Source organism: Thalassovita gelatinovora, from assembly GCF_001458355.1.
Taxonomy (GTDB): Bacteria; Pseudomonadota; Alphaproteobacteria; order Rhodobacterales; family Rhodobacteraceae; genus Thalassobius; species Thalassobius gelatinovorus.
On record NZ_CYSA01000028.1, the window covers coordinates 144,092 to 169,035 of the forward strand.

At 56.4% G+C, this 24,944-nt stretch carries 22 protein-coding genes; 16 read left to right on the forward strand and 6 right to left on the reverse strand.

Annotation, left to right across the window (positions count from 1 at the left end; all coding sequences use genetic code 11):
• Positions 1–10: 10 nt before the first annotated feature.
• Positions 11–2,905: a hypothetical protein gene (locus TG4357_RS18090; protein WP_058264318.1), complete on the reverse strand. Its 2,895-nt coding sequence runs from the start codon at positions 2,903–2,905 to the stop codon at positions 11–13.
• A gap of 140 nt (positions 2,906–3,045) precedes the next feature.
• On the opposite strand from TG4357_RS18090, the gene flgB reads away from it, so the two are divergent.
• From flgB to TG4357_RS18155, 13 genes are all read left to right on the forward strand, one after another.
• On the forward strand, positions 3,046–3,429 hold the full coding sequence (gene flgB / locus TG4357_RS18095) for a flagellar basal body rod protein FlgB (protein ID WP_058264319.1): 384 nt from the start codon (positions 3,046–3,048) through the stop codon (positions 3,427–3,429).
• A 3-nt stretch (positions 3,430–3,432) separates the two neighbouring features.
• Complete coding sequence (gene flgC / locus TG4357_RS18100) at positions 3,433–3,843, forward strand: flagellar basal body rod protein FlgC (RefSeq protein ID WP_425329303.1); 411 nt, start codon at positions 3,433–3,435, stop codon at positions 3,841–3,843.
• Positions 3,840–4,502 carry a flagellar hook assembly protein FlgD gene (locus tag TG4357_RS18105; protein WP_058264320.1) on the forward strand — a complete coding sequence of 221 codons (663 nt, stop codon included), beginning with the start codon at positions 3,840–3,842 and terminating at the stop codon, positions 4,500–4,502. Before flgC ends, TG4357_RS18105 begins: the two co-directional genes overlap by 4 nt.
• A gap of 39 nt (positions 4,503–4,541) precedes the next feature.
• Positions 4,542–5,801: a flagellar hook protein FlgE gene (locus TG4357_RS18110; RefSeq protein ID WP_058264321.1), complete on the forward strand. Its 1,260-nt coding sequence runs from the start codon at positions 4,542–4,544 to the stop codon at positions 5,799–5,801.
• Positions 5,802–5,825: 24 nt separating this feature from the next.
• A complete protein-coding gene (locus tag TG4357_RS18115) occupies positions 5,826–6,590 on the forward strand; it encodes a flagellar hook-basal body complex protein (protein ID WP_058264322.1) in 765 nt (254 codons plus the stop codon).
• An 89-nt stretch (positions 6,591–6,679) separates the two neighbouring features.
• Positions 6,680–7,468, forward strand: coding sequence for a flagellar basal-body rod protein FlgG (gene flgG, locus TG4357_RS18120; RefSeq protein ID WP_058264323.1), 789 nt, complete (start codon positions 6,680–6,682; stop codon positions 7,466–7,468).
• A 12-nt stretch (positions 7,469–7,480) separates the two neighbouring features.
• Positions 7,481–8,155, forward strand: coding sequence for a flagellar basal body L-ring protein FlgH (locus TG4357_RS18125; protein ID WP_058264324.1), 675 nt, complete (start codon positions 7,481–7,483; stop codon positions 8,153–8,155).
• 59 nt (positions 8,156–8,214) lie between these two features.
• Complete coding sequence (locus TG4357_RS18130; RefSeq protein ID WP_058264470.1) at positions 8,215–9,318, forward strand: flagellar basal body P-ring protein FlgI; 1,104 nt, start codon at positions 8,215–8,217, stop codon at positions 9,316–9,318.
• Positions 9,319–9,331: 13 nt separating this feature from the next.
• Positions 9,332–9,664 carry a rod-binding protein gene (locus tag TG4357_RS18135; RefSeq protein ID WP_074646927.1) on the forward strand — a complete coding sequence of 111 codons (333 nt, stop codon included), beginning with the start codon at positions 9,332–9,334 and terminating at the stop codon, positions 9,662–9,664.
• Entirely contained in the window at positions 9,661–11,985 is a 2,325-nt protein-coding gene (locus tag TG4357_RS18140) for a FlgK family flagellar hook-associated protein (protein ID WP_058264326.1), read from the forward strand. The genes TG4357_RS18135 and TG4357_RS18140 overlap by 4 nt, the downstream gene beginning before the upstream one ends.
• Before the next feature lie 8 nt (positions 11,986–11,993).
• Positions 11,994–13,268 (forward strand): flagellar hook-associated protein FlgL, encoded by a 1,275-nt coding sequence (flgL, locus tag TG4357_RS18145; protein WP_058264327.1) that lies wholly within the window; start codon positions 11,994–11,996, stop codon positions 13,266–13,268.
• A 16-nt stretch (positions 13,269–13,284) separates the two neighbouring features.
• Positions 13,285–14,166 (forward strand): lysozyme family protein, encoded by an 882-nt coding sequence (locus tag TG4357_RS18150; RefSeq protein ID WP_058264328.1) that lies wholly within the window; start codon positions 13,285–13,287, stop codon positions 14,164–14,166.
• 176 nt (positions 14,167–14,342) lie between these two features.
• Positions 14,343–15,416 (forward strand): sigma-54 interaction domain-containing protein, encoded by a 1,074-nt coding sequence (locus tag TG4357_RS18155; RefSeq protein ID WP_058264329.1) that lies wholly within the window; start codon positions 14,343–14,345, stop codon positions 15,414–15,416.
• A gap of 146 nt (positions 15,417–15,562) precedes the next feature.
• Here TG4357_RS18155 and fliD read toward each other — a convergent pair whose 3' ends face one another.
• The 3 genes from fliD to TG4357_RS18170 all read right to left on the reverse strand — a co-directional run bounded on the left by fliD (position 15,563) and on the right by TG4357_RS18170 (position 19,266).
• Complete coding sequence (gene fliD, locus TG4357_RS18160; RefSeq protein WP_058264330.1) at positions 15,563–17,212, reverse strand: flagellar filament capping protein FliD; 1,650 nt, start codon at positions 17,210–17,212, stop codon at positions 15,563–15,565.
• A gap of 75 nt (positions 17,213–17,287) precedes the next feature.
• A complete protein-coding gene (locus TG4357_RS18165; RefSeq protein WP_058264331.1) occupies positions 17,288–18,481 on the reverse strand; it encodes an OmpA family protein in 1,194 nt (397 codons plus the stop codon).
• A 23-nt stretch (positions 18,482–18,504) separates the two neighbouring features.
• Entirely contained in the window at positions 18,505–19,266 is a 762-nt protein-coding gene (locus TG4357_RS18170) for a motility protein A (RefSeq protein ID WP_058264332.1), read from the reverse strand.
• Positions 19,267–19,476: 210 nt separating this feature from the next.
• Here TG4357_RS18170 and TG4357_RS18175 point away from each other — a divergent pair, with 210 nt between their 5' ends.
• Both TG4357_RS18175 and rpoN read left to right on the forward strand, forming a co-directional pair.
• Positions 19,477–20,961: a flagellin N-terminal helical domain-containing protein gene (locus TG4357_RS18175; RefSeq protein ID WP_058264333.1), complete on the forward strand. Its 1,485-nt coding sequence runs from the start codon at positions 19,477–19,479 to the stop codon at positions 20,959–20,961.
• Positions 20,962–21,147: 186 nt separating this feature from the next.
• Complete coding sequence (gene rpoN / locus TG4357_RS18180) at positions 21,148–22,476, forward strand: RNA polymerase factor sigma-54 (protein WP_058264334.1); 1,329 nt, start codon at positions 21,148–21,150, stop codon at positions 22,474–22,476.
• Positions 22,477–22,687: 211 nt separating this feature from the next.
• Here the strand turns inward: rpoN and TG4357_RS18185 are convergent, their stop codons facing one another.
• Both TG4357_RS18185 and TG4357_RS18190 read right to left on the reverse strand, forming a co-directional pair.
• Positions 22,688–23,383 (reverse strand): hypothetical protein, encoded by a 696-nt coding sequence (locus tag TG4357_RS18185; protein ID WP_074646951.1) that lies wholly within the window; start codon positions 23,381–23,383, stop codon positions 22,688–22,690.
• 38 nt (positions 23,384–23,421) lie between these two features.
• Positions 23,422–24,186 (reverse strand): hypothetical protein, encoded by a 765-nt coding sequence (locus TG4357_RS18190; protein WP_058264336.1) that lies wholly within the window; start codon positions 24,184–24,186, stop codon positions 23,422–23,424.
• A gap of 153 nt (positions 24,187–24,339) precedes the next feature.
• Here TG4357_RS18190 and TG4357_RS18195 point away from each other — a divergent pair, with 153 nt between their 5' ends.
• Positions 24,340–24,942, forward strand: coding sequence for a hypothetical protein (locus tag TG4357_RS18195; RefSeq protein ID WP_058264337.1), 603 nt, complete (start codon positions 24,340–24,342; stop codon positions 24,940–24,942).
• The last annotated feature ends 2 nt before the right edge of the window (positions 24,943–24,944 follow it).

Sequence of the window (24,944 nt, forward strand, 5' to 3'; positions counted from 1 at the left end):
CAACACGGTCTCACTTTGGAAAAAATTGATAGAGGTCATCCAGAGTGGCCTTTTTCGTCGGTTCCGCTAAGGGGGCTGGTTCTGCCTGTGATACAGGGTCATCGATAGCTTCAGGGTTGTCCACAGGGTCGGATGTTGAGGGCGTCAGCGGCGCGGCTTCTGTGGTTGTCGTCATCGGTGCCAGATCGTCGGGCAATTCCGCACGAGGGCTACCTTGAATATTGGACTCAGGTAATTGCGGTTTCATCTTGTTTTCCGCACTTGAAACCTTATCCGCATTTGTTGCCCCCATAAGCGCTTCGAATTCGGAGTAGTCTGGCGCGATATCCTCAGACGCGGGCTGCTCCGGTTCTTCTGTTTCCGTTTGCAATGGTGCCGCTGGGACCGGGTCGTGCGGTGCTGCCGCTTCGGCGCCAGCTTCGGGGCTGCCAACGGCTGAGGGTGAATCGAACTGTTCCGCCGCAGGATCCAATTCGGGTTCTGACCGGATCGGGGCCATCGAAGATGCTTCAGGTAGACCACCCATCAGTGCTTCGAATTCGGAATAATCAGGTTCGTCGGTATCGGGTTCGAACGCAGTTTCATGCTGCGCTGTGTCGGATTCTGAGCGGTAAGGTGTCTTGGTGGAGTCTTCGAGTCCGGAGATATCCTCTGGTGCATCTTCATTCGGCAACGCATCGCGCAAATCAGTAAGGCCGTCCGCCCCGCCAGCGATGATTTCCTGTTGTCCGTTGTCATCAGCGATATCATCGGGGGCGTTTTGCGCTGCATTCTCTGTGGGCGGGTGCGGTTGGGACAACATGTCGGAGAAGGCTTCTAAATCATCGTCGTTGGAGGATGTTGGCGCTTGTTGCGGGGCAGGGGCATGATCCTCTGCGGCCTGCAAATCGACCGTTGTTTGTTCCTGCGTGGAGAGCGATTGATCGTCCGGGTGATCGGCGTCGTCGGAACCAAGCGGTTCGGAATTGTGTATTGCGGCCATCGCGTCGGCTTCGGTGGTCGCAGTTGGGGACGGTTCCAATTCTGGCGCATCATCGGCCGCTAGATCAGGATCGACGGCGCCGCCCGACAGAGCTGCAAACAACGCCGTCAGGTCATCCGCGTCGTCATCGATGGCGTCCGGTTGCTCCGCATACCCGTCATTGTCATCAAGATGCGCGGTTTGATCCGCAGGGATTTCTGTATCAGACGCTTCTATATGGTTCAGCGTCACTTCCAGGTCGGTTGAAACGCCGTCTTCTTTTACGTCTACGTCCGATGCCTGTTCCACAGTAGGCGCTGCTTCCACCCCGGCTGTTTCCAGTTCGAATTCTACATTCGGGTTGTTTGGCGCATCAAGGCTTTGTGGTTCGGGCGGGGCACCGATATCTTCGGCCAGATCAGCGACGGTAAGCTCTTCCCCCCGATCATCCGGAACGTCGGCGGCAGCCTTTGCGTTCGATCCGGCGTGATGGGGCCCCTGTTCGCCGGTGTCTTGCATCGCGGCCATCAGGGTCTCGAGGTCATCAGCGGTGTCATCTGAGGCAGTTTCTTCTGTATTGGGTTCCTCCGGCGCGTCGGACATCGCAGCCATCAGCGCTGTCAGATCATCGTCGCTTTCGTCCTGATCTTCATCGATCAAGGCCGACATATCGGGCATTTCCGCAGCACCCGAGGCCGGATCGTCAGGGACGGGGGGGATGGTTGGGGCGGGCAGATCAAGTTCAGCGACGGTATCGTCATTGGTTTCAGGGACGCTGTCCTGCTGCAATGCACCCATCAGGGCGGTGAGATCGTCATCGGAATCATCCGCAATGGTCGCGGTTTCGTCTGCCTCCGGTTCCTCTGGCGTGTCGGACATCGCAGCCATCAGTGCCGACAGGTCATCGCCGCTTTCGTCCTGATCTTCATGGTTCAAATCGTTCAAGGCCGACATATCGGGCATTTCCGCAGCACCGGAGGTCGGATCGTCAGGAACGGGGGGGATGGTTGGGGCGGGCGGATCAAGCTCAGCGACGGTGTCGTCATTTGTTTCAGGGGCACTGTCCTGCTGCAATGCACCCATCAGGGCGGTGAGATCGTCATCGGAGTCATCCGCAATGGTCGCGGTTTCGTCTGCCTCCGGTTCCTCTGGCGTGTCGGACATCGCAGCCATCAGTGCCGACAGGTCATCGTCGCTTTCGTCTTCATCTGCATTGCCCAAGTCGTTTAGCGCGGACATGTCCGGCATCTCGATCGCTGCGGAAGCCGGGGCCGATCGGGCGTTGTCGTTGGTCACGTCCGGGCCAGCATTTGCTTCAAGCGCAACGGTATCTTGCATTTCGCTTGCCGTGCCGTCCCCGGACATCGCGGCCATCAGCGCCGATAGATCGGAGCCATCGTCACTCTGATCTTTATCTTCTTCAGTGTCGGTCAAATCGTTAGTGTCGGCCAAATCGTTCACGGCCGACAGGTCTGGCAATTCAGTCGCATCGCCATCCTTATCGTCATCATCATCAGACATCAGCGCATTGAGTTCACCGAAATCCACCGCCCCGGCCCCGGTCGGCTTTGTTGGAGCAGGGGGCGGTGTTTCTTCAGTTACGTTGGCGCTGCGCTCGACCGCTCCGAACAGAGCGCCGAGATTGTCCAGATCGACAGCGGTAACCGTGCCGGAATTATCCTGTTCAGGTTCCGGTTCGACCTCGATGATTTCTTCCACCACGGGTTTCGGTTTTGGCTTGCGTTTGCGCGAAGAACGTTTGGGTTTCTGCGTGTCCTGAAGAAGTTTGATCCGCGCCTGCAACAGCAGAACTTGATTTTCAACCGAGTCTTCTTCAGCCGCGGCCGCCTGCAATACGCTGGCGGCTTCTAGCGGCGGCTTGTCATCGAGCGCCTTCAAGATTTTTGAAATGACCGCAGGTACCCGCTTCTTTGTCCTGACCATCGTTTTTCCTCGCTTCGCCCGGTTGGCATTGTCCTTGCATGGATCGCAGTGAATGGCGGCCCGTCGGACGAAACAGGAATTGCAAGTATCGCACCAACCGGACCCGTCACCGAAAAAAAGCAAGCAAAAGAGGTCAAAAGATGTCTCTGATCCGCGATCACCTCAACGTTCACACCCAGGCGTTGCAGTTGCGTGAACAGCGCAACAATATTCTTGCTTCGAATGTCGCCAATGCCGCGACACCGGGTTTCAAGGCCCGTGACATCGATTTTCAGTCATCTTTGAAACAGGCCATTGGCAGCGGGGAACTGAAGACCACAAGCGTCGGCCATATCCCGGTCAGCGGAAATGCGGGTGATCAACTGCAATACAGACAGCCGACGATCACTTCGCTTGATGGCAACACCGTTGAAATGGGGGTTGAACAGATGGAATTTGCCGAAAACACCGTGCGGTATCAATCCAGCCTGGAGTTCCTCAATGCCAAAATCCGGGGCCTGACGCAGGCGATGAGAGGAGAATAAAACATGACCATGAACGTTTTTGACATTTCTGGCCGCGCGATGTCGGCTCAGATGCTGAGATTGAATACCGTGGCCAGTAACCTTGCAAACGCCAACACCGTCAGCACGAACAAAGACGATGCTTATCGCGCCATTCGTCCGGTTTTCGAAGCGGAATATTCCGACCAGTTGCAGCAGACCGGATTGTCCACGGTAAATGTGAGCGAGGTGGTGAAGCTGGATCGTGAAGTCACGCGCAGTTTCCAACCCGATCATCCTCTCGCTGACTCCGAAGGTTATATCTACGAATCCGCCGTTAATACCGATGAAGAAATGGTCGAGATGATGGAAGCCAGCCGTCAATATCAAAATACGCTGGAAGTCGTTTCTACCCTGCGGACCCTGATGGCCAAGACAATGAGGATGGGTCAATGACCGACACGAGTATCAGCGGTTATAGCGGTGTTCGCACCCTGACGGATATGAACGCCAGCTCTGCGGCGACCAATAGCACCGACACAATGGGCAGCTCGGATTTCCTGACATTGCTGACGACGCAGTTGCAAAACCAAGATCCGTTCCAACCGATGGAGAACGGCGAGTTTCTGAGCCAGTTGGCGCAAATGTCGACCGTGCGCGGGATCGATGATCTGAACGCGACCATGGGGGCTATGGCGACGAGTTCACAGATATCAGAAGCCTCGAGCATGCTGGGACAGCGGGCGTTGGTCGACGGGTCGGTGGTGCGCGCCGATGAAACCGGGAATGTCGCAGGACGTGCCATCCTGGAACAGGATGCTGAATCGGTTGTCGTAACTTATACTGACGCCGATACCGGAGATATTTTGCACAGCGATACAGTCACCAATCAATATTCTGGAAATGTTGACTTTTCTTGGGATAATGCCCCCACAGATGGACGTCGAATTCGGGTAAATGTATCGGCGACAACCGAAGATGGCACGCAAGATGCATCAACCCAAGTATACGCCTTGATCGAAAGCGTTGAACTCAATGCCTCTGTTGGGGGCATGACGCTGCAAATCCAAGACTATGGGGCCTATTTGGGCTCGGAAATTACCGCTTTGCGCTAAGCGCGGGCATTCACAAGTTCGCAACCGAAGAGGACGCAAATGACCAGTTCAATCGCATTGTCGGGCCTGAACGCTGCACAGGCAGACCTGAGCACGACGTCAAATAACATCGCCAACACCAGCACTTATGGGTTCCATGCCAGTCGGACGGAATTTTCCGACCTGTTCACGCGTTCACCTTATGCGAACTCGGGAACTGAAAGCGGTTCAGGTGTACGGGTGAACTCCGTTCGTCAGAGCTTCACGCAAGGCGCCGTTAACCAGACAGCGAACACGCTCGATCTGGCGTTGCGGGGGCAAGGTTTCTTTGCGGTCAGTGAAGGCGCGGAAAATGGTGATCTCAGCTACACCCGAGCGGGTGCCTTTGGGGTCAATGCCGATAATTACCTGGTGAATGCAGCGGGCAGTTTCGTACAGGGCTACCCAAGCAATGCCGACGGTAGCATTTCGAACGAAATTGACATGCAAAGCATTCAAATCCCGTCGGAATACGGCGAACCAAGTGCGACAACCGCCGTTGATCTGGCTGTGAACCTGCCCTTTGGTAATGCGGGTTTTGGCAATCAAGATGCCGTGCCACCGACGAATACCTTTGACCCCGCCGACGACACCACCTTTGCCGCGTCCGCCGCAGTGAATGTCTGGAATGACGAGGGCGAAGCGGTGCCGGCGCATGTTTACTTTATTCAAAACCAATCGCCGACGGCGACAGATCCATCCACCACCTATGAAACACGTATGGTTGTGGGAGGTGAAGTTCTGACCACGGCGACGACTGCGGAATCGGAAATAAATTTCGACGAGTATGGCACACCTTCAACCCCCATTTCATCCATGGCGTTTTCCTCGACCAGCTGGTCGTTCGACTTGGACATGACCGACAGCGGGATGAGCGATGAAAGCTTCGAGGTGATGAGCAGTGCGCATGATGGCGAAAGACCGAGCGGCCTTTCCGGCCTGGAAATCGCTGAAGACGGTGTCGTTTGGGCATCTTATTCCGGTCAGGGCTCGATTCCCTTGGGGCAATTGGCTGTGGTCAACTTCTCGAACGTGCAGGGGCTAAGACAGCTTGGCGACGCCAGCTATGCAGAAACCGTTGAATCGGGCGATGCGATTTCGGGCCGGGCCGCGACCAATGGCATGGGCAAGATTGAATCGGGGTCTTTGGAAATGTCCAACGTGGACCTGACTTCGGAATTGGTGAACCTGATCACCGCGCAGCGGAATTATCAGGCTTCAGCCAAGGCGCTGGAAACCTCGAATTCGGTGACCCAGACGATCATGAACATCCGGAGCTAATCCGCAAAACAGTAAGCTGAAACCATGGACCGTATGATTTATACGGCGCTGAACGCCCTGAGCAATCAAAGGGATCAGCGCGTCACGCAAGCTCAGAACCTGGCCAACCAGAATGTGCCGGGCTATCGCAGGGACCTTAACAACGAAGGTAAGGCCTTTTTTGCGAATGCGATGAATACGGCCATGGTTCGGGCCTACCAGACAGAAACGGGGCCGGCGGGGTTTTCCCCCGATTCCGGCCCCCTTCAGCAAACCGGCAACACGCTGGACATGGCGGTCGTTGGTGAAGGCTATTTCTATGTTCAGCCCGATGGTGTCGGCGATCCGGCACTGTCCCGGCGCGGCGACATGCACCGCAATGCTGATGGGACTTTGGTGAATGGGGCAGGCGATATTCTGCTCGATACCGCCATGTTACCGGTGAAACTGCCGCTTTATAAGGAACTCCAGATCACCGATATCGGTGAAGTCTGGGTGCAACCGGTCGATGCAGAAGCGGGAGAAGAACCTCTTTTGCTTGCCACATTGGCAACCGTCGTTCCAGACGAAGGGTTACAACTGCTCAAATCCGAAGATGCCCAAATTCGGGCCGTCGACGGCACAGTGCCAGCCCCCAACCAATTGGCAAAACTGTCTCAGGGCGTTTTGGAAGGCAGTAATGTCAACACGGTTGAAGAATTGGTGAATTCCATCGAAATGCAGCGCAGTTTCGAATTGGGCATTCGCATGGTTTCCACCGCCAGCGAACTTGATGAAGCTGGTGCGCGGCTGCTGCGGTCGCCTGAATAAACCTTTAAAATCATCACATTCCTGCTTGGCACGGCTTTTGCACCTGTAAGGGTAACAAAGCATGAAAAGTCGCCCGAAGGAGGATTGCCATGTCAACCAGCGCAATGCACGTGGCCAAGACAGGCCTGAACGCCCAGCAATCACGAATCCAGGTGATCTCTAACAATCTGGCCAACGTGAACACTACCGGGTTCAAGCGGGACCGGGCGAATTTCGAAACGCTTCTGTATCAGACCTTTCGTCCTGCCGGCGCGCAGACTTCGGAAACGACCAAGCTGACGGCGGGGTCGGAAGTCGGTACCGGCGTTCGGATGGTGAATACCGAAAAGAACTTTCAGCAGGGCAATTTGATCCCCACTGACAACGCGATGGACATCGCGATCGAAGGGGACGGTTTTTTCCAGGTGCTGCTGCCAGACGGGCAGATGGGTTATACTCGCAACGGCACTTTCGGGCGTAATGCCGAAGGCCTAATGACCACCTCCAGCGGCTATCCCGTACAGCCCGAGATCATCATTCCCGCCGATGCGATGGAGGTTAACATTTCCAAGGATGGCATCGTCAGTGTGCAACAGCCGGGAAATGTCGAAGCGCAAGAAGTCGGCCAGCTCACGCTGGCGCGGTTCATCAACCCACGTGGGCTGACCCCGGTCGGGGAAAACTTCTCTGTCGAAACCCAAGCCAGCGGCCCGGCCGTTGTGGCCGAGCCGATGTCTGATGGTACCGGCAAGCTGGTACAGGGGTCGCTTGAGGCATCCAATGTGAATGTGGTGCAGGAACTGGTGGATATGATCGAAGCGCAGCGCGCCTATGAGGTGAACTCGAAATCGATCTCGGCCACCGATGAAATGCTGCGCTTCCTGTCCAACAAGCTGTAAGGAGAGACAGCTATGAAATTTCATAAAGTATTGGTTTTGTGTAGCGTTCCCGTCGCGATGGCCGTGTCCGGCTGTAGCACGGAAATGGAAGCGGTTTCTTCGGCGGATTGGGAACCGGTCTATGAACAACCGATGCAGCAGCCCAGCAGCCGGATGGCGAGTGGCGCGATTTTCTCGGGCGGTCAAATGGGGCTGTTTGCGACCGACCGCCGTGCTGCGCAGATCGGCGACATCCTGACCGTGGTGCTGAAGGAAAAATTCGCCGCCAGCAAGGCGCAGGGGGCTGCAAGTTCGAAATCCGACAGTTTCTCGGTTACTCTGCCGACCGCGCTGGTGGGTGGGTTCGACAATGCCAGCCTGAGTGCGGGTACGGACCGGTCCTTTGACGGCAGCGGTCGCGCCACTCAATCAAATTCGTTGACCGGACGGATGTCGGTCAGTGTCGTCCGGGTTTTGCCCAGCGGAAATCTGGAAGTGTTGGGGCAAAAGAAGCTGACGCTGAACAATGGTGACGAATATGTCCGCCTGCGCGGTATCGTGCGTCAGGCCGATATCACCGCCGACAATACGGTGGATTCCGACCGTCTTGCCAATGCGGAAATCAAATATGTCGGGGCCGGAGATGTTGCCGATACCGGCAAAAAGGGTTGGCTGCGGCGCGGGCTCGATACGGTTTCACCGTTCTGACCGGTTGAGGGAACAAGATGACACGCAATCCCAGAATATGGAAACTGATCAGCGCTTTGATGACGGTGCTGTGCATCTTCGCAGGTGCCGCGATGGCGCAGGCGGACCGGATCAAGGACATGGTCGCGGTTGCAGGCGTACGCAGCAATGCTTTGGTAGGCTATGGCTTGGTGATGGGGCTGGCGGGAACCGGTGATGGTGGATCGCGGCTGACGCAGCAATCCATGCAATCGCTGATTTCTCGACTGGGTCTTGATACCGAACCTACGGATTTGGATACCAAGAATGTCGCAGCGGTCATGGTGACCGCGGACATGCCGCCCTTCATCAAGCCGGGTCAGGTGCTTGACGTGACCGTGTCCACCGCCGGCAAGGCCAAATCGCTGAAAGGCGGCACGCTTCTGATGACACCGCTGATGGGGGCAGATGGCGAAGTTTATGCCATTGCGCAGGGCAATCTGGTTGTCGGGGGATTGGGGGTCGAAGCCAAGGATGGATCATCATTGGTAATCAATGTGCCCACCGTGGGCCGGGTCCCGGGCGGGGCGACCATTGAACGGATGGTAGAAACCCCGTTTCTGGACGCTGAATATCTGGTGCTGAACCTGCACCGTGGGGATTTCAGCACGGCATCCGCGATGGTCGACGCAATCAACGAAATTTTCGGCAAGGGCGTGGCTGTGGCGCTGGATGGTACTTCGGTCAGGGTGCGTGCCCCGGCGGATCCGGCACAGCGCGTGTCCTTCATGGGGCTGTTGGAAAACATCGACGTGGTTCCGGCCGCTGCACCGGCGCAGGTGATCGTGAACGCGCGCACCGGTACAGTCGTGATCGGCGGGTCTGTTCGGGTGACGCCGTCGGCGGTCAGTCACGGGTCGCTGACCGTACGGGTTAACGAAGATTTCAACGTCGATCAGGGGGCCACAGTCGTGGCCGGGAACGGAGAAGTCGTGGTCGCCCCTGGCGAACCCGTTATCACCCCCGATTCCCAGATAGACGTCGCCGAAGCCGTCAATCCTGCCTTTGTTTTCGATCCGGGCGTGTCGCTGTCTTCGCTGGTCGATGCCATCAACGCGGTCGGGGCAAGCCCCGCCGACCTGGTGGCGATCCTCGAAGCGCTTCACAAGGCCGGATCGTTGCGGGCGGAGCTGATCATCATCTAAGGAGGTACCCGTCATGGTGGGGCCGCTTACTTCAAACACCGCACTCCCGGCCATCAAGACGCCGGACACTAATGGAAATAATAGCGTCGAGTCTGCCAATGAAATGCAGCGGATGCGCGATTCCGCCGAAGGTTTCGAGGCGTTGTTCTTGCAGCAGATGATGAAGGCGGGCCGGGCGGCATCTTTGGGCGACGATCTGCTGGGCAGCAGCGGCGTCGATCAGATGCAAAGCATGCTCGACACGACCTTGACCGAAAACGCCGGCAGTCAGGCAAGTCTGGGCATGGCCGACGCCATCGTGCGGCAGTTCACCCCGTATTTGAAGCACAAGGCCGATAACACATGAGCGATCTATTCAACGTCGCGAAATCCGGCATGGTAGCCAGTCGCGTCGCACTGACCACCACCAGTGAAAACGTCGCCAACGCGAATACCGAAGGGTATTCGCGGCGCGAGGTGATCACCAGCGAATTGTCCGGCAGCGCAGCAAACCCTTTGTTCAGTTCGTTGAATGGTCATGGCGTGATGATTGAGGATGTGCGCCGGGCCTTCGATTCTCTGGTGATCGGCCAGGTTCGTCAGACGACTTCGGCGCTTACGTCTGCCGAAACAATGGAACCGGCTCTGGAACAGTTGGAAAACCGGATGCTGCCCGATGCGGGTGGGGTCACCGAAATGCTGGATAGCTATTTTGAAGCGTTGGAAGGTTTGACGGCGGTGCCCGACGATGCTGGCCTGCGCGGTGTCGTGCTGAGTTCTGGCGCGGCGCTGGCCAATTCGGTTGCCGATATGGCCGACGATATTACCGATCTGGCCGAGTATCTGCAGGGTCAGGGCAGTCAGGTTCTCGACCGGGTCAATGGTATCCTGAACGAAATGCATACCCTGCATCAACAACTTGGTATCTCTGCGGTGCCCGGTGCCAACAATTCGGTGCTGGACCGCCGTGACAAACTGCTGACGGACTTGTCCGAATTGGTCGAAGTACAGGTCAGTTATGGAGATTCCGGGGAAGCCACTATCACGCTGGGAAATTCACCCGGCGGACCGACTCTGCTGGACAGCAACGGTGCGGCGCGGGTGACAATGAACAGTGATCTGGCGCTGGTGGTCCGCCCCGCTGCTGCTGGCAGCCCATCTGAAAACACCCTGACCCGCTATGCCACTGGGGGGCAATTGCACGGGTTGTCCGGGGCGCTAAGCGCGGTGAACGCGACTTTGGACGATCTCAGCGATTGGGCGGTGACGCTGACCGAAGAAATGAATGCGATACATATGGCGTCGCGCGATGAAAACGGCGACCCCGGGCAGCGGTTGTTTTCGCTCAATGGCTGGGATGCGGATCCCGCCCCGGCCAATCGCGGCACCTCGATCGTCACCATGTCAGAAGTTGAAGGCGAAACGCCGCCCACCGGGGATATCCGGCTGGTGCGGGATAATGCCGCCGGGCTTTGGATGGCCTATGACGACAGCAATACGTTGTTGGGATCAGGCACCAATCAGGTCGTGTTGGACGGTATGGTGATCGACGTGACCGGTACTCCAATCGAAGGTGATGTGATCGATATTCAGGCCACTCATGGTCAGGCGCAGAACATGCGCTTTTTGCTGGACGATGTGGATCAGATTGCGGCCGGGGGTGGGGTGACCGTGGTGGCCGATGCCGCCAATACCGGCGATGCAGAATTATCGGTTTCGACCGCAGTGCTGACGGCCAGTAATCAACCGAACTTGTCCGATATCCTGCCTTCTGATGGCAGTTCTGCGACCTTGGTATCTGCCGGGGTTGTCGGCATGGTGCCGGCCGGAGCCACCGAATTGACGCTGGCCAGCCTTGATACCGGGGGCGGGGCATCGGACATAATGGTGTTCACCCGTGAAGGTACGCAAATCGCAGGCCCAGCACTGAGCGCAGCAGCGGCAGCGTCGCTGATGACCGAAGCCAATGGTTTCGCGGCGGGCGCGGTTTACGACGATACACTAACAGGACAGGCTGACAATTACCTTGGGACTCAGTTGTCGACAGATGGCAGCTCAGCTTCGGCGCAATGGCTGCGGTTGACCGAGCTGCCCTATGAGGACCTGATCGTCGTCGCGGGGGCGGGCGATCTGGAAATCGGTGGCAATATCACGTTGGGCAACGGGGGTGAACCCGATGACCGGTCGGTCACGCTGGAAGTGCTCAATGCGGGGACAGGCGAAGTGGAACTGCGTGATCAGGAAACCGGGCACCGCTTGGGCGGTGGTCTTCTGGATGCGAATGGTGATGTTGAAATTGCGGGATTCCGTCTGACCCTGTCCGGGACAGTTCAAACCGGTGATCTGTATGATATTGGTGCCACCAGCAGTGGTGCCGGTGATGCGCGCGGACTGAGCGCTTTGGCATCGCTGCGCAGCTACGATTCCGCGACCGGGGCAGGCGGGTATGACGCCCTTTTCGCCGGAATTCGAACCGAGGTGGGTAGCGCCTTGGCCGGCGTTCAGACCAAGCTGGAAGTCGCGCAAGCCCAGCACGAATCTTCTCAGATTGCTTATTCCGAAGCTTCTGGCGTCGATCTTGATACCGAAGCGGCCGCGTTGATCCAATATCAGCAGGCCTATCAGGCCAATGCTCGGGTTATGTCCGTGGCCCGCGACATCTTCTCGACCCTGCTCAATAGCCTTTGAGGTAAATCATGACGATCGGGACTTCGCTTCAACACACTCTCGCAACGAAACAATTTACCCGACTGGATACTGAAATTTCCAGCCTGCAGTCCCAGATTTCTTCTGGCGAAACGGATCCGCGGGCGTCGGTCGATCCGGTGCGGGCGCTCAATATTTCGGCTTCACAAGATCAAAAGGGACTGTTGGAACAGTTCGAGAAAAATCTTGAGACTGCGGATCAACGGTTGTCGCTGTCGGATTCGGTGTTGGAAGAAGTCGGCAATATTCTGGAACGGTTTTCGGAAATTGCCATTCGTGGGGCTTCGGCATCGGTGTCTGATTCTGAACGCGACGCACTGCGGATCGAAGCGGTTCAGTTGCGCGATAACTTTGTTTTGCTGGCGCAGTCCCGCGACGATACCGGCAAAGCATTGTTCGGCGGATATCAAACCCAAGGCGACCCCTTTGTTGATGACGGCAGCAATGTGGAATATGTCGGCGATACCGGTCGTCACACGTTGCGGGTGTCCGATAATGCCCTGCTGCCGACATCTCTGCATGGCGATGAACTGTTCATGCAGGTCGAAGTCGAAGGGGCTAATGGCACTGAGACGCGCGATGTCTTTTCGATCATCGAAGATACGCTGAGCACATTGGCAAAGGGCGGTGGATCGCGTCAGACCGGTGTAACCGTTGCGGATGATCTGCGTTTCAAACCGGGTGGGGCCGCAGCGGAAATCACCATGACGATTGAAGGCCCGTCAGGCCGCGCAACCATCACTGCCCCTTACATGGCGGGGGCCCCTGATGCGTTGCTGGCGGCCGTGAACGCGGTCAGCGCCACCACTGGCATTAGTGCAATTATTGACCCGTCCGATCCGGCTGCTTTGCGGTTGAGCGGGGTCGGTGATATCACTTTGTCAGATCTTCAGATGGAAGGTGGTGGTGCCCGGCAGGACAAAGAAGTAACGATCACCCCAATGACCAGCGGGACCGAAGGCAACCTGACAATGCTGGTACCTGAAGAACTGTCTTCAAACGCGCAGATATCTGCCATTGGCGCGGCGATCAATCATATTGCCGACAAGCGGGCCGAGGTTGGGTCCATTCAGCAGTCCGGTGAACGTCAGGCCAGCGCACTGGACAGTCGTATGGAAATGGTAGAACGCGCATTGGCGGGGTATCAAGGCTTGGATATCGCCGCCGCAGTCACCGAATTGCAAGCGTTGTTGCTGAACCGTGAAGCGGCCCAGCAGACCTATGCCAAGATTTCATCCCAGACATTGTTCGATTTTCTGGGTTGATCGTTGGGGGCGGTGCATGGATAATCTGATGCACCTATTGATCCGAGGCGGGTTTGCCCTGCTGTTGGGCCTGTGCGCTCTTGGTCCGGTCCCGGTCGAAGCCAGCGCCGTTGATTGCGAAGCACTTGCCGCCAAGACCGGCGCGCGTCACGGGTTGCCGCGCGATTTGATGCCCGCGATTTCCCGCGTCGAAACTGGGCTGAAACAGGGTGAAAACGGCGTTCGCGCTTGGCCGTGGACTCTGAATGTGCAAGGCAAAGGGTATTATTTTCCGACCCGTGAAGCGGCTTTGAAGAAGCTGCGTGAGGTGTTGGATAGCGGCGTTCGCAATGTCGATATCGGCTGCATGCAGATCAATTACCGTTGGCACAGTAGTCAATTTTCTTCCATCGAAGAAATGATGTCTCCAAAGGAAAATACAGAATATGCGGCGAAATTCCTGACCCGGCTGAAGGATCGACACGGGTCTTGGGAAGCCGCCACCCGGCACTATCATTCTGCGGACGGTGATCGCGGTGAAGCCTATCTAAACCGGGTTAATCGGGTGGTTGCAAAGCTTCCTCAGCAGCAGCCTTCTTTCGTGGCTTCGACCGCCGCAGGCCGATCGGTGACGGAACCGCAGGCCGCGGCGCAGCCTGTGCGACGCCACGCGGAAGTGACGCAACAGCATGGGGTTCTGGCCTTGGCCGGAACGCCACTGATCGACATTGACGGGCAGGATTATCAAGCCAGATCAAACAGTCAGGCGGGGTATCCCGACCTGCCAGCAAGCCCGCTGCCGAAACTGGTCGACCCGAAACAGTCGCGAGGTACCATGCGCGGCCAACGCCGGGCGCAACTAGTGTCAGCGAATCGTCATGATCTGGTCGCTCGGCTGCGCATTGAATTTGCTGATTAAGGACGACGTGCAAGCCACGATAATACCGACGAAAGTATGTAAGCCACCCCTAAAGAGAGCGGGGTTTCGACGTCTGAGATATGGCGTCAATGTCGGCTTTTTGACTATGATGTGAATAAAGATGACGTGTCATTTATTTGAGTGACAGGCGTCAATTCAGCATCGAGGGTCCGTAAATGACGAATGTCTTCAGCAATCTCTTTTTCGACGCGGAAGCGCCGATATTATACGAGATTGATGCGCATATCGTAGGATCCTCGCCCGCGACCCGCCGAATGAAACAAATGCTGACCGCCGTGTCGCCTTCGGATGCGCCGGTGATGTTGAGCGGGGATACCGGATCTGGCAAGGAACGCGCGGCCACTGCGATCCACCAGGCTTCGGGCCGTAAGGGGAAACTGGTGGCTGTGAATTGTGCTGCGATCCCCGGCGAATTGCTGGAATCAGAACTTTTCGGTTACGAAAAAGGGGCTTTTACCGGTGCCGAGGAACAGCGCGTCGGGTTGATCGAAATGGCCGATGGCGGCAGCTTGTTTCTGGACGAAATCGGTGACATGCCGATGGCGCTGCAGTCGAAATTGCTGCGGGTTTTGGAAGCCCGTGAAATTCAGCGGGTTGGCGGACGCGAAAGCATCGCGGTAGATTTCCGGCTGATCACGGCGACCCACCGTCGCCTGACCGATTCTGTGGCGGACGGAAAATTCCGTGCTGACCTGTTTTATCGAATAAATGTTCTGCCGGTTCCGGTGCCGCCACTAGCAGAGCGGTTGGAAGAAATTCCCGAACTGATCGACCGGATGTTGAGCGATCACACCAAACAGCACCCACATGCCAATCTGCCGCATTTCGCGATGGATGCGATCGAACGGCTGCAAGCGCATAACTGGCCCGGCAACATACGCGAATTGCGCAATGTCGTAGACCGCGCCATCGTGATGTTCCCGGGGCGGATGTTGCATGCCGGCGAAGTCGACAATTTCCTGCTGCTGATCGAAACCGAAGGTGAAAATACCGGTAAGGGTCCGGGCAGCGGTTTTGCCGTCGGTGATCAGGATGCGGTTTTGAAAATGCTGCGGGACAAGGGCGCGATCGATATTCGTCTGATCCTGCGCGATATGGAAATCAGCATGATCGAAGGTGCGCTGCAAATGTGCGAAGGCAACGTAACTGGCGCGGCTCAATCGTTGGGTCTGCAACGCACCACCTTGATTGAAAAAATAAAGAAATACGGCATCCAGAAACCCCAATAGTACAAGTTTCCTCCTCCCTGTCAGACTGAAAGGCCGCTTCGAAAGAAGCGGCCTCTTTTTTAGCCCTAACAGTGTGCGGGGCCAGAATTGTCGTCAAAGGGGGCCAGGCCGTCAATGTGATACCTGTTCCGATTGGGTTGGATTCGTTAACCGGCTTCCGCTGCCCAGGCGTCGAGCAGGCTTTCAATGTAACTGCCAGTATTGTTCAACTGGGTGATTATTGTTTCCATCGCGGTGAACTGTGTCACATACCGCTCTTCGATGGTGGTGTATTTAACATCAAGTTCATCCAGCTGTTCTTCGTTTTCAGTCAGACTGTTTTTCAGCGCGGTTTCGCGGGACGCTATGGCGCTATCGCCCAACAATGCGTCTTTAATCCGGTCCAGCATCGTGTCTGCAAAACTACGACCATAAGTGACGTCAAAATCGGTAACGCCATCGGGAACCGTCAGCGAAATTCCTGACATGTCCCCAGATGAGGCGATATAAAACGTCAAACCAGCGCCGGGAAACAGCGAAGTCAGCTGAGAAGTTCCCAAATAGGCAGGATCCGTGTCACTGGCCCTATGAAATGTTTGTGTCAGGGTCGATGTGCCCGACGGTGGCAACCCGGCAATCGATACCGATGGATCTGACGCGACCACCTGTGATTCAAATAGGGCCATGACCTTTTCAGGGGTTTCATTCATGACAGTTTTGAAGGTGTCTTCGTCCAGTGTCAGCGTCCCTTGAAGGTTGACCGAGATACCAAAATCACTGAGATAAAGCGTTTCATCCCCAAACCCGTCAATCCCTGAACGCATCATGCTGCGAATGCTGCTCTTGACAGCCTCGATCGTGGATTCTCCAGCCAGATCGCCCGCGTCGGTGCCTTCCAGAATGCCGCGTGACGTTTGTTCTGTCAGAAATTCCAGAGTTTCGTTGATCTTGGCGACAAGGACCTGCGTCCGTGCGAGCGCTTCGTCGTATTCGATCGCGGTGGTGATCGTCGCGGTGCCAGAAGTTACATCGTTCAGGTTCAGCGTAACACCATCGATCAGATCGTCGATTTCGTTTGACGATCGGTAAACGGTGATGCCGTTATATTCCAGCACCGCATCGGATGCAGCGCGGACCTGATGTGTTTCGATCGTAGCCGTGGTGTCGAAATCGGTCAGTGCTATATCTGCGGCGGCGCCGGTGGCGGTGGCGCTGAAGTTCAAACCGCTTGCCCCACCGGTATCGCTGAGAATGCCCAGCGTGAACGTGCCGTCGCCGACATCGATAATGCTGGCGGTGATGCCGACGACATAATCGAACTGTTCTGCCAATTCTTTCAGAGTAGTGCCGTCAGCAACATTCATGGTCACGTCGGGGCGGTCGCCTGCGTAAAATACCGGTGGCGCATCCGCAGTCCAGACCCCGAAACTGATGTTGAGTGTCCCACCTTGAACAACCGCGTCTTCACCGCTGAACCCTTCGAATTGAAGAACTTGTTCTTTCGCAGTTGCAATCACGCTGAGATTTGTGCTGCCGGCTTCAATCTTGCTGGCATCGGTCACCGTGGCCGAGATCGCCGAGCTGCTGGAATTGGTTTGGATCAAGGAGTCGTCGGTGATCACCGACAGCGAGTTTTCCAGATCCTCTAGCACCAAACGCGCTTCGGCCATTGCTGAAATGGACACCTCAATTCCGTCAATCCGTTCTTCGACGATGTTTCGGCGCGGGCTGATTTCGGCGTTGGCAAGACTACTCGACAACTCCGTAATGTTCAGGCCGCTACCATTGGTATTCAACGAGCTAAGGATGTCGGTCATAGCAGACTCCACTTTCCCGCGATAACGTCGGCGGAACGGTTTTGTTTAGATTTAGGTGTCCAGACCGCAGGCGGCCTAGAAGCTGATTTCTATTTCAATACGACGGTTGAGTTCACGCCCTTCAGGGGTGGAATTGTCGGCAATCGGGTTGCTTTCGCCTTCGCTTGTTGCGGTCAGGCGGGTGGGGTCGACAAGATTGGTCGCTGCCAGTTCCCGTACCACACTGGCCGAGCGCGCCGCCGCCAGACCCCAGTTGTCGCGAAATTGCGACGAGGGATTCAGTGGAACATCGTCAGTATGGCCTGTTACGGTGATGGTGCTGGCATCATTCATCGCGGCAAAAGCAATGCGTTCCATTATGCTGCGTGCTTCTTGGGTCAGTTCGGCCCGTCCTGATGGGAACGCGCCCCCAGCCCCGACGGTGACATAAACTTTACCGTCACGTTGCTCGACCGCGACCAGCCCTTTGCCAACTTCCCGCCGCAGCGCCACCTGTAATTTGTCATTGGCGACAGCCGCTTTGCCTTCGCCGGGATCGCCGGTCGGTTGATCCGAGGCTCCTTCGGCCGCCGAAGTGCCCTCCATTTCGGTTTCCATCGCCTGCTGCGCAATTGTGTTGATGCTCTGCAATACTTCGGCCAGCAGGTCTTCGGTTTGTTGCATCTGTTCTTGTTGTTGCGGTTGACCCGTCGCTTGTTCGGGATTGTCCGACGGTTGGCTTTGCGGTTCACTTTGATCGAAAGCGTTGGTGCCGGGCTGATAATCCAGAACCACCTGATCATTTTCGATACGCGCCATCAATTCGCCGTCCTGCAGCGCCTTTTTCAGCATTTCTGCGATCTGACGTTTCTGTTCTTCCTTACCCTGCAAATTGTCTTTCGCATCGCGTTTTTGTTTCTCGTCCACATCCGAACGAATTTTGGGCTGTTCGGTCGTGGTGGTGTCTTGTGTCATTGTCTTGCTGATCGACGGTTCCTTCGAAGGGCTGAAGTTCAACTGTAGTACAGTCGTGCCGCGCGGCTGTTCCACAATCGGGATGTCACGCTGTACGCCAAAGGAATCCTTCAGCGATCCAGCAATCATTTTGAACTTGGGCTGACTGAATTCGGCAAAGGACAGGATAAGCACGAAAAACGCCATCAGAAGGATGGCGATATCCGAAAAGGTTGCCATCCAGGCGGGGGCACCAACCGGCGGGCATTTGGGGCAATCTTCCTGCGGCGGCTGTTCGACCGGCAAGACCGGAAGAGGGATCGGTTTCTTCGCCATTGTCTGTCCTTATATATAGTGTGTCAGGCCGCCAGCATCTTTTCGGCGACTTTTGGCGGCAGCGATGCCACCATCTGATCCTGAACCGCGCGGCCAGATTCACCCTTGGCGATGTTGCGCAGCCCGGCGACCACCAGTTCGCGATAGATCGCCTCGTCAGCGCTATAGGTTTCGAGTTTGGACAAGATCGGCCCGAAAATCACATTGGCCAGGAACGCCCCATAGAGAGTCGTCAGCAGCGCCACGGCCATGGCGGGGCCAATCGCTTTGGGGTCTTCCATATTGCCCAGCATCTGCACCAGACCGATCAGGGTCCCGATCATTCCCATTGCGGGGGCGATGTCGATCCAGCCCTTGACCACTCCTTGAGTGGATTCGTGTCGGATCTTCATGGATTTGATTTCCTGCTCCAGCTGCTTGACCATCTTCGGCTCATCCGCGCCGTCGACTAGCATCTGCAGACCCTTTTCAAAGAACTTGTCCGGCACGTCTTGGTTTTCCAACGCCATCAAGCCGTCTTTGCGGGCAAGGTCCGAAAGTTCGACCATGGTTTCGACCAGCTTCCCGTGTTTGGGCAGCTTAGGCATGAACGCCTTGGCCATGGATCCGAAGCTGCCAAGGAATGTGCCCATCGGTGCCGTGAACATGACGGCGAAGAAAGTGCCGCCAAACACGATCAATAACGAAGGCACATCAATGAATGGTCCAAGGCCCCCGGCAACGATCATCGATCCGATGATCATGCCAACCGCGCCAATCAGACCAACAAGGGATGCGATATCCATATCGAATGCTCCATTCTCTATACAGAAAAGAACTGAGCAAGAAGCATACCAAGACCGATAAATCGGGAGCTAAGAAATATGCAAGTAAATAAAAACAAATAAAAACAATGATTTGAATGCAAAGTTGATAGTTTTCTTTAAACTTTTTTGCCGTTTGTCGTTGGTAATTTCAAGCGCAGGACAGCGCTAGCCAACTTAATGGAGACGGCCATGACTACTATTAACACGAATATTGGCGCGCTTTCGGCACAAGCAACGATGTCGCGTGTGAATACGGAATACCAAACCTCGATGGAGCGCCTTTCATCGGGTCAGCGGATTAACTCCGCCAGCGACGACGCCGCGGGGATGGCGATTTCGGAAAAGATGACCGCACAGATCAAAGGTCTGAGCCAAGCAGTCCGGAACGCCACCGACGGTAAGAACCTGCTGGACACCACCGAAGGTGCCCATGTCGAAGTTTCGAACATGCTGCAGCGTCTTCGCGAACTGTCTGTTCAGTCTGCGAACGACACGAACACCGCTTCGGACCGGAACAACCTCGCGGCAGAAGGAACGCAGCTGATCACCGAAATCAACCGCGTCGCCAAAGACACGACCTTCAACGGGATGAAAATTCTGGATGGTTCGTTCACCGGCAAGCAGTTGCAGATCGGTGCTGACTCGGGTCAGACCATCAATATCGACGTCGACAGTGCTGCCGCGACCGACATCGGCGCCCATACGGTTTCGAGCAAAGTGTCGCTGGCTTCCGGTGGGACTGATACCGGTATTGCCGCATCGACCACTCTGGACATCACCGGTCACTCGGGGTCCGCGTCGATCACCACCTCTGCAGGTCAGTCGGCCAAATCGCTGGCGGACGAAATCAATTCGAAATCAGCAGCTACCGGTGTCGACGCAACCGCCGTTTCCAAAGCCAAACTGTCGGGCTTCTCGGCCGCGTCGACCGTAACCTTCGAAGTGAACGGCACCACGATCGGTAACGTGAACATTTCGGATACCAGCGACTTGCGCGGTCTGCGGGATGCGATCAACACCCAAGCTGGTCAGACCGGCGTGACCGCCACCATGGGGAACAGCAACGGTGAAATCATCCTGACGGATCAGGAAGGTAACGATATCGAACTGACCAACTACGATACCGGCGTCGATGACACCACCCTGACCGTGACCGCGCTGAACGCTGATGGTACCGCAGCAGGTTCCACGGCCGATACCCACACCACCACGCTGACCGATACAACTACGCCCATCACGTCGTCGCATATCTCGGGTCAGGTTTCGATGACTTCGACCAAAGGTTTCTCGGTCGGTTCTGACGTCACCACCGCTGGCACAAGCTTCTTCGAAGCGGCTGCGAACTCCTCCAGCTTGGAAAGCGTTGCCGAAATCGACCTGACCACGGCACAGGGTGCATCAAGCGCGATCAAGGTGATCGACGTGGCGCTGGACAAGGTCAACCAGGCACGGTCCAACCTTGGTGCAGTTTCCAACCGTTTGGACAGCACGATTTCGAACCTGACCAACATCTCGGTCAACGTCGAAGCAGCCCGCTCGGGGATCCAGGACGCCGATTTCGCCAAGGAATCGACCTCTCTGGCCCGCGGCAAGATCCTGTCGCAAGCTTCGACCGCGATGCTGGCTCAGGCCAACTCGTCCAAGCAAAGCGTGATGCAGTTGCTCCAAGGTTAATCACAATCCCTGACGGGATTTTGACACTACTGACAAGATTTCGGCGCTTCGGCGCCGAAATTCTTTTTTAACAGTATGTTAACCACCTATACTTTTTGATGGGTTACATCCTGAAGGCTAGGTCAAACGTTTTACGTTGTTTAGGGCTAAAATGGGCTTCATCCTTTGTTTGCAAGGAGATGCCCAATGCAGATTTCAACGGTTCAACATTTAGGTCAGCGTCAATCAGTCGTCATGACCGCACAGCTTCAGAAAGCGATCTGTCTGCTGCAGTATAGTAACGTCGATCTGCATTCGGTGATCGAAAGCGAATCCGAAGACAACCCGTTCATCGAAGTGAAGGCAGGCGCCACGGGCGACAGCCAGAGTATGCGCGGGATCGGCAGCCGGTCAAGCGGCGGCGGGATCGATCAGGGCGATGTTCTGGCCCGCATTCAGGAACATGATCAATCGCTTTACAGTCACGTCGCAAAGCAGTTCGACATGATGTTCCCCGTCCCGGTCGACCGGATCAAGGCAGACATCTTCCTCGAAGCGCTGGAACCCAGCGGCTGGTTGGGCGAACCGCTGGAAAGTCTGGCGATGCGCCTTGGCGTGGCGCTGGAAGACGCTGAAGATTGGCTGGTGCGCATCCAACAGGTCGAACCTTCGGGCCTGTTTGCCCGTTCGCTGGCCGAATGCCTAGCACTGCAGGCGGAAGAAAAGGGCGTGATGACACCGCTGTTCCGCACTTTGCTTGAAAATTTGCCGAAATTGGCCCAAGCCGACTTGAAAGGCCTGATGCGGGCCTGCAGCTGCGACATGGATGAACTGCGCCCGGCATTGAAGCTGCTGCGCAGTCTGAACCCCAAGCCAGGTGCCGATTTCAACGGCCCGGTGGCACCGCAGCGCGCGCCCGACCTGATCGTCAGCCGGGCAGACGACGGCTGGAAGGTCGATCTGAATAAATCGACGCTGCCAAGCGTGGTGGTGAATGAAAAAAAGGCAGCGACGCTGAAGGCGGCGCATGGCGATTACGTTAACGATACGCTGTCAGTGGCGCTTTGGTTGCGCCGCGCGGTGGCGCATCGCAATCAGACCACGTTGGCTGTGGGTGCGGAAATTCTGCGTCGTCAGTCCAAGTTCATGGGCCAAGGAGCGTCGGGTCTGGTGCCGATGACGCTGAAGGATGTGGCCGAAGCGATTGGTGTGCATGAAAGCACCGTCAGCCGGGTGACCACGGATCTGTTGATGCAAACCCCGCAGGGCACTTTCCCGCTGAAATACCTGTTTTCCGCTTCGCTGCGTAAAGATGAAGGGGAAGGCGGTGAATCCGCCGCCGCCGTGCGCCATCGCATTCAACAGTTGGTCCGTGAAGAGGATGCCTCCAGCCCGCTCAGCGACGATGCAATTGCCAAGGTCATCACCGGCGAAGGCACCCATCTGGCGCGGCGGACGGTGGCGAAATATCGTGACATTCTGAAAATTCCTTCGTCGTTCCAACGCCGTCGCAATGCTTTGTTGCAGGCGGACTGATCCAGGTTCCACTCTCGGACCAAGGGCGCAGCGAAAGACGGTTGATCCGTAGGTCGCTGTGCCCATTTGCGTGTTATTAGGTGCGAACGGGAGCGGTGAAATTGCGATGCTGAATGTCGGTTTCGGCCGCGTGCTCTTCAGTCCTTACTGTGTGCCGCAGCCGGTAAGGGTCGAAAAATTTTAACTATGTTTCACGCCGGGCCGGGCACCGCTAGGCATTCGCTTCGCTATGTTCGCCAAGATCGCCGGTCTCTGCCATCCGGGGGATAACGGGGACGGAAACCGCGCCGAACAGGAACTGATCATCCGGTTCCATGTTGCTGTAGGCAATATGTGCTGCCGCTTCGCTTTCTGCCGCGACCACTGCATAGGGTGCCAATCCGCGGGCCAACCTATCTGAGCGGATCAGATAAGCATAATTGCGCCCCACATAAGCCGAGGCCAGTCCATACAGGATAGCGGATGCCCACCAGCCCGCAGGCCAACCCATTATGACCAGTGTCGCCAGGCCGCCCAAGTGTGGCCATAACCGCATCTGGGCCAACCAAAGAGGTGCAGCGATCCATGCCAGCGGTGACACCCGATGGCGGAACAAGTCATAGTGCCCCCGAGAAGACCGCAACACTTCCCAGTTTTCGAACAGGTCGGGTGAGATATCGGGAAATTGCGGGTTGCCGACAGCCGGGCAGGGATGCCAGCGTCCTAGTTTCGGGGTCACGCTGATGACTGTCAGGTTGAGGTCGCCGCGCTGAAAATGCAAGGCGACTTTCCTAGTCTGCATTGGTGAAAACCGGCGCGAAAATTCGCGGGCACCATCGACGAAGGCAACGCCGTCAATCCCGACCAGCTTGTCACCTGGACGCAGGCCAAGTGAATTGCCGGCAGAGCCGACTTTGATCAGCTCCATATGAATTTCGGAAGGTTGTTCGGGGAGCTGTGGCAGCATTACGGGTATTTGAACGGGTTCGTGCCGGAATTCGACGTGGTTTTACGCGGCTTGGGTGCCGTTGGGGGGGGGCTACGCGGTGTAGTCACCTTTTTTGGCTGCGGTTGAAGGCGCGTTGTCGGTGTCGCCGCAGAAAGCCGGGTGTTCGGCTTTGATCCTGCTGCCGGGGCCGAGGCGAGAATTTGATTGGCCAGTGTCGACAGCTTTTGCGACAAGGCCAATTGCAGATCTGAAATTCCGGCCAAGACGTCATCGCGTGATTTACCGATTTGAGGTTCGATAAGCGTGCTCATATGCGCGGCAAACCCTTCTGTCCCCTGCCCAAGCGTTGCCGTGATCACCGCATTGCTTTCGGTCAGTTGCGTTTCCAGCGTTTCGATCCTGCCATTCATCCCGTCCAGTGCGGCAGTGATTTCTTGCCGTTCGTCGGATTGTCCTTCGATCATCTCGGTCGCCATTTCGACGGTCATTTTCAGCTGATTGACGTTCTGGGTAAACAGATGCAGCGCTTCGACATGGGTGTCGCGCGCGGTCCGCAAATCGCCAAGTGTGCGATAGAAAGTCATCGCGCTTAACCCGGCGCACAGGATGATTCCAGCAATGCCGCCCATGGCCGCAGGAATTAGTTTGCGGTCGACCCAATCGGCCTTGTCGCTCAGCCGTTTCGAAGTATCTTCAGCTAGCGACGCGGCGTCACTGGCTGTTTCCGCTGACGCGAGCGCGATCTTGATGGCTTCGCTTGCATCTGGTTGTTCGGTGCTCATGTCGCACTCCATGTCTGTCCGACAGGTTGAATGCAGTTTTCGTGCCATTCTTGCCGACAAATGTGCGGGAAAAACAAATCTCAGACGTAAAAGCATGGCCGTTTGAGCCGTTTGTAAGATCAGACGATTGCGTTACCCGTTTAGGAGGCACAGATGACGGTACATCAACCGACCTTTAGCGATGCCGGGCTTGCTGCGGCGTCCGGCAAAGCAGGCGCTACGGCAGACCCTGCGCTGGAGGTCGCGCCTTTTGCCCGGCTGGCCATCGGCGAATCCGCATATGAGGTCGGTACGGTGAAAACCGACACCGAAGCGGTAAACCGCGAAATTCTCGCTTTCCGCTCCGTCGGTGATGAAGCTTGGAAGCAGCTTAAGGCCGGGCTTGATGACGGCTGGCGTCCGGTTGCAGCGGAAGTGGTCCGCAATACCCGGGATGCCTTGCATGATTATGTGCGGATGCACATGATCCGTCGGTCCGGGAAATTCCACGCCGGTGACAAGGTGTCTCTGACGTTGTTCGGGTTCGACTGGGAAGTGCGGGTTTCTTCCGATGGTAAACGCGTTCAGGTCAAACTGCCCGAAACCGCTTGGGAAGAAGTGGATCGGGCGTTGGTACAGGAATATTCGGACATGAAGGAGCTTGCCATCGCGGCTCTGATCCGGTTCAGCCCGTCGATCCACAAAGTCTTCGAAGATGATGTCGACGCTTGGGCTTTACGCTTGGCTGCGGGGGCGTCGGTGACGCCGATCATGTAAGT